This is a genomic window from Mesorhizobium sp. M2A.F.Ca.ET.039.01.1.1, from assembly GCF_003998035.1.
Classification (GTDB): Bacteria; Pseudomonadota; Alphaproteobacteria; order Rhizobiales; family Rhizobiaceae; genus Mesorhizobium.
This window is the reverse complement of the sequence record NZ_RZRY01000640.1, coordinates 1-3,603: the sequence shown is the minus strand read 5'-3', so window position 1 is coordinate 3,603 and position 3,603 is coordinate 1. Positions and strand designations below refer to the sequence as shown.

Sequence of the window (3,603 nt, the reverse complement as noted above, 5' to 3'; positions counted from 1 at the left end):
CCCTTGATCCCGCCGTTGCGATATCCCCTCACCGTGACTCGAAACGAGGCTGGGCATGCAGCGGCTGGTTGACGCTTTCATCAATTCGGTTCGGGCCTTCCGCAAGTTGGCCGCTCACGAAAAGGCATTCCAGCAGGAGTTGCTTTTGCTTGCGCTGGCGCTGCCAGCCGGCTGGTTCATCTCGGTCTCCTGGCGCGGTTATGCCCTTTTGATCGGCGCGGTTCTGCTGTTGATCATGGTCGAAGTGCTCAACACCGGCATCGAGGCGGCCTGCGACGCGATCTCGCGCGAATTCCACATCGAAATCCAGCTCGCCAAGGATTGCGGGTCACTGGCGGTGTTGATTTCGATCGTGATCGCCGGCGGGGTCTGGGGAATCGCCTTGATCGAGCGCCTCACCGGCGCGCCGATCTGACTCCTGGCGGATCAGGATCCTGCCCGATCTTCCTTGGCGCGTTCGCGTCCGGCAAAATGATGGCCGACCAGCCAGGCAATGATTGCGACGCCGACGCCGACGCCAAGGGCAATGAGCAGGCGCTCATGCCGCTCGAACGCCTGGTCCACCATGCGCTCCGCGCCCAGGCCGAAGACATAGCCGATGGCGCTGAACAGGGCCGCCCAGACGGCGGAAGAGATGGCATTCAGGATGACGAAGCGCGGCATCGGCACGGTCGACAGGCCTGCAGCGATACCGCCGACCAGCCGCATGCCGTAGATGTAGCGGTTGGTCAGCACGAAGATGTTGGGATGGGTGTTGAGCAGGCGGTAGGCGCGGCTGAAGCCCGGCCGCCTGCGCAACCTCCTCACATAGCGATGCTCGGCGAAGCTGCGGCCGAGGGTGAAGAAGAACGTGTCGCCGGCGAAGGCGCCGAGGAAGGCGGCCACAAAAGTCTGCCACAGCACGAAGACGTGCTGATGAGCGAAGAAACCGCCAAGGATCGCGGCACTTTCGCCTTCGGCGACGCAGCCCAGGAAGACCGCGATCAGCCCATATTGCTCGATGAGGCGGTGGATGGTTTCGTTCATTCGGTTGCCGACCGCGCGGACAGTTTCTCGTCGATGCGCCTGATCTGTTCGGCCATGCGCAGGATCTCGTCTCGCATGCCGATGATCTCGCTGTGGCGCAGCTCGTCGAGCTTTTCATGCAGGGCCATGATCTCGATCTCGGCCTTCAGATTGACCTCGTAGTCGTGCGCCGCGTCGATGCGGTCGCGCTCGGTCTGGCGGTTCTGCGACATCATGATCACCGGCGCCTGGATCGCCGCCAGCATCGACAGCACAAGGTTGAGGAAAATGAAGGGGTAGGGGTCGAAGGCGTCGCGCGTCAGCAGCCAGGCATTGCCGGCAGTCCAGAGGGCGAGAAACGCCAGGAAGCCGAGGATGAAGGACCAGGAGCCGCCGATCCTGGCGATCGCGTCGGCGACGCGGTCGCCATAGGTCTCGTGGAAGGCGACGGCCTTGTTGGTGTCGCGTGTGATGGTGGTGCGCTCGAGCGTCGATTGAAGCACGCGGCTCTCGAGCGGACCAAAGCCGTCCGGCTTTCGCTTGAGCAAGCGGTTCGCCATGTCCTCGACGATCTTGTTCATCTGTCTTCTCCTTCGCCCGGCATCGATAGACGTAGAGGCTGCCGGGGCGGACGTGAAGTGCTAGATTGCGGCGAACAGGCAAGGACAACGATGCTCGATTTCCAGAAAATCCACGCGCGGGCGGCAAAGCGCAAGGGCGGGGAGGCGGTGCTCGCTCCGCTGCTTGGCCCTGCGCCCGACAACAAGGCGGTGGCGAAAGTCCCCGACGACCGCATTCTCTCCACCATTGCCGAGCGCATTTTCGCCGCCGGCTTCGTGTGGCGTGTCATCGAGCAGAAATGGCCGGGTTTCGAGGAGGCGTTCCTCGGCTTCGAGCCGAAGCGGCTTCTGTTCCAGCCGGACGACTTCTGGCACGAGTTGGCATCCGACAGCCGCATCGTGCGCAACCCGCAGAAGATCAGGTCGGTGCGCGACAACGCCGCCTTCGTCGACCGCGTCTCGAAGGAGCATGGCAGCTTCGGCAAATTCATTGCCGCCTGGCCGGCGGACGATCAGATCGGCCTGACCGCCTATCTGGCCAAGCATGGCAGCCGGCTCGGCGGCAACACGGGCCAGTATTTCCTGCGCTGGCTGGAATGGGACACGTTCGTCGTTTCCGCCGACATGGCGGCGGCCTTGCGCGATGCCGGCCTCGACATAGCCGAGAACCCAACCTCGAAGCGGGACCTCGAAAAAATCCAGGCGCAGATCAACCAATGGTCGGCCGAGACCGGCCTGCCGCGCCGCCACATCTCGCGCATCCTGGCGATGTCGATCGGCGAGAACCGCTCGGCGGAGGCGCTGCGCGAATATATGGGCGATTAGGGATACGATCGACATCCGTCGATCGATCATGAACATGATCGGCTCTGCCGATCGATCCTAATTGGCACAAGCGATCGCCATTGCCCGACGATTTCTGCCACGCTACATCCATTCCATGACCAAGACCGCTCCTGATATCCTGCGCATCGCCGTCGCCCAGCTCAACCCGACTGTCGGCGACGTCGCCGGCAATCTGGCAAAAGCGCGCGAGGCGAGGGCGGACGCGGCGCGACAGGGCGCCGACCTGGTGCTCTACACCGAGCTCTTCCTCGCCGGTTATCCGCCGGAAGATCTGGTGCTGAAGCCTTCCTTCCTCAAGGCCTGCGAGAAGGCGGCCGAAGATTTCGCCAAGGACACCGCCGATGGCGGACCCGGCGTCATCATCGGCACGCCGCTGAAGCGCAAGACCGGCACGCATAATTCCATCGTCGTCGCCGACGGTGGCAAGATCATCGCCGAGCGCTACAAGCTCGATCTGCCCAACTACGGCGAGTTCGATGAGAAGCGCGTCTTCCAGGCCGGACCTGAACTGCAGGGGCCGGTCAACTTCCGCGGCGTGCGCATCGGCGTCCCGATCTGCGAGGATATCTGGGGCGACATCGCGGTCTGTGAGACGCTGGCCGAAAGCGGCGCCGAGATCCTGCTGGTGCCGAACGGCTCGCCCTATTACCGCGCCAAGATCGACGTGCGCCACCAGGTCGTCATCCGCCAGGTCATCGAAACCGGCTTGCCGATCGTCTACGCCAACCAGCTTGGCGGCCAGGATGAGCTGATCTTCGACGGGGCTTCCTTCGCGATCGGCGCCGACAAGACGCTTGCCTTCCAGATGAGCCAGTTCGAGGACGCGATCGACGTCACCACTTGGAAGAGAGAGGGGAACACCTGGGTCTGCTCGGAAGGCCCGATGTCGAAGGTGCCCGAGCGGGAAGAGGCGGACTATCGCGCCTGCATGCTCGGCCTGCGCGACTACGTCAACAAGAACGGCTTCAAGAACGTCGTGCTCGGCCTCTCCGGCGGCATCGATTCGGCGATCTGCGCGGCCTTGGCCGTCGATGCGCTGGGCGAGGAGCGGCTGCGCACCGTGATGATGCCCTACCGCTATACGTCGAAGGATTCGCTGAAGGACGCCGAGGACTGCGCGCGCGCGCTCGGTTGTCGTTATGACATCGTGCCGATCTCCGAGCCGGTCGAAGGCTTCAAGCATGCGCTGACG

The 3,603-nt window shown here is 63.5% G+C and carries 5 protein-coding genes; 3 read left to right on the top strand and 2 right to left on the bottom strand.

The annotated features are described in order from the left end of the window. Positions 1-55 precede the first annotated feature (55 nt). Positions 56-415: a diacylglycerol kinase gene (locus tag EOA24_RS30965; protein WP_126082410.1), complete on the top strand. Its 360-nt coding sequence runs from the start codon at positions 56-58 to the stop codon at positions 413-415. An 11-nt stretch (positions 416-426) separates the two neighbouring features. Here EOA24_RS30965 and EOA24_RS30960 read toward each other — a convergent pair whose 3' ends face one another. Both EOA24_RS30960 and EOA24_RS30955 read right to left on the bottom strand, forming a co-directional pair. Beyond that, on the bottom strand, positions 427-1,026 hold the full coding sequence (locus tag EOA24_RS30960; RefSeq protein WP_126082411.1) for a DedA family protein: 600 nt from the start codon (positions 1,024-1,026) through the stop codon (positions 427-429). Next, positions 1,023-1,586 (bottom strand): DUF1003 domain-containing protein, encoded by a 564-nt coding sequence (locus EOA24_RS30955; protein WP_126082412.1) that lies wholly within the window; start codon positions 1,584-1,586, stop codon positions 1,023-1,025. Before EOA24_RS30955 ends, EOA24_RS30960 begins: the two co-directional genes overlap by 4 nt. A gap of 90 nt (positions 1,587-1,676) precedes the next feature. Here EOA24_RS30955 and EOA24_RS30950 point away from each other — a divergent pair, with 90 nt between their 5' ends. Both EOA24_RS30950 and EOA24_RS30945 read left to right on the top strand, forming a co-directional pair. Then, positions 1,677-2,390 (top strand): DNA-3-methyladenine glycosylase I, encoded by a 714-nt coding sequence (locus EOA24_RS30950; protein WP_126082413.1) that lies wholly within the window; start codon positions 1,677-1,679, stop codon positions 2,388-2,390. A gap of 115 nt (positions 2,391-2,505) precedes the next feature. After that, positions 2,506-3,603 (top strand): nitrilase-related carbon-nitrogen hydrolase (locus tag EOA24_RS30945; RefSeq protein WP_127410436.1); only part of this gene is annotated, 1,098 nt, incomplete at its 3' end.

Bases quoted from the DNA above. Each gene is read 5' to 3' on its own strand.
- EOA24_RS30960 (WP_126082411.1), bottom strand. From the start codon at position 1,026: ATGAACGAAACCATCCACCGCCTCATCGAGCAATATGGGCTGATCGCG.
- EOA24_RS30950 (WP_126082413.1), top strand. From the start codon at position 1,677: ATGCTCGATTTCCAGAAAATCCACGCGCGGGCGGCAAAGCGCAAGGGC.
- EOA24_RS30965 (WP_126082410.1), top strand. From the start codon at position 56: ATGCAGCGGCTGGTTGACGCTTTCATCAATTCGGTTCGGGCCTTCCGC.
- EOA24_RS30955 (WP_126082412.1), bottom strand. From the start codon at position 1,586: ATGAACAAGATCGTCGAGGACATGGCGAACCGCTTGCTCAAGCGAAAG.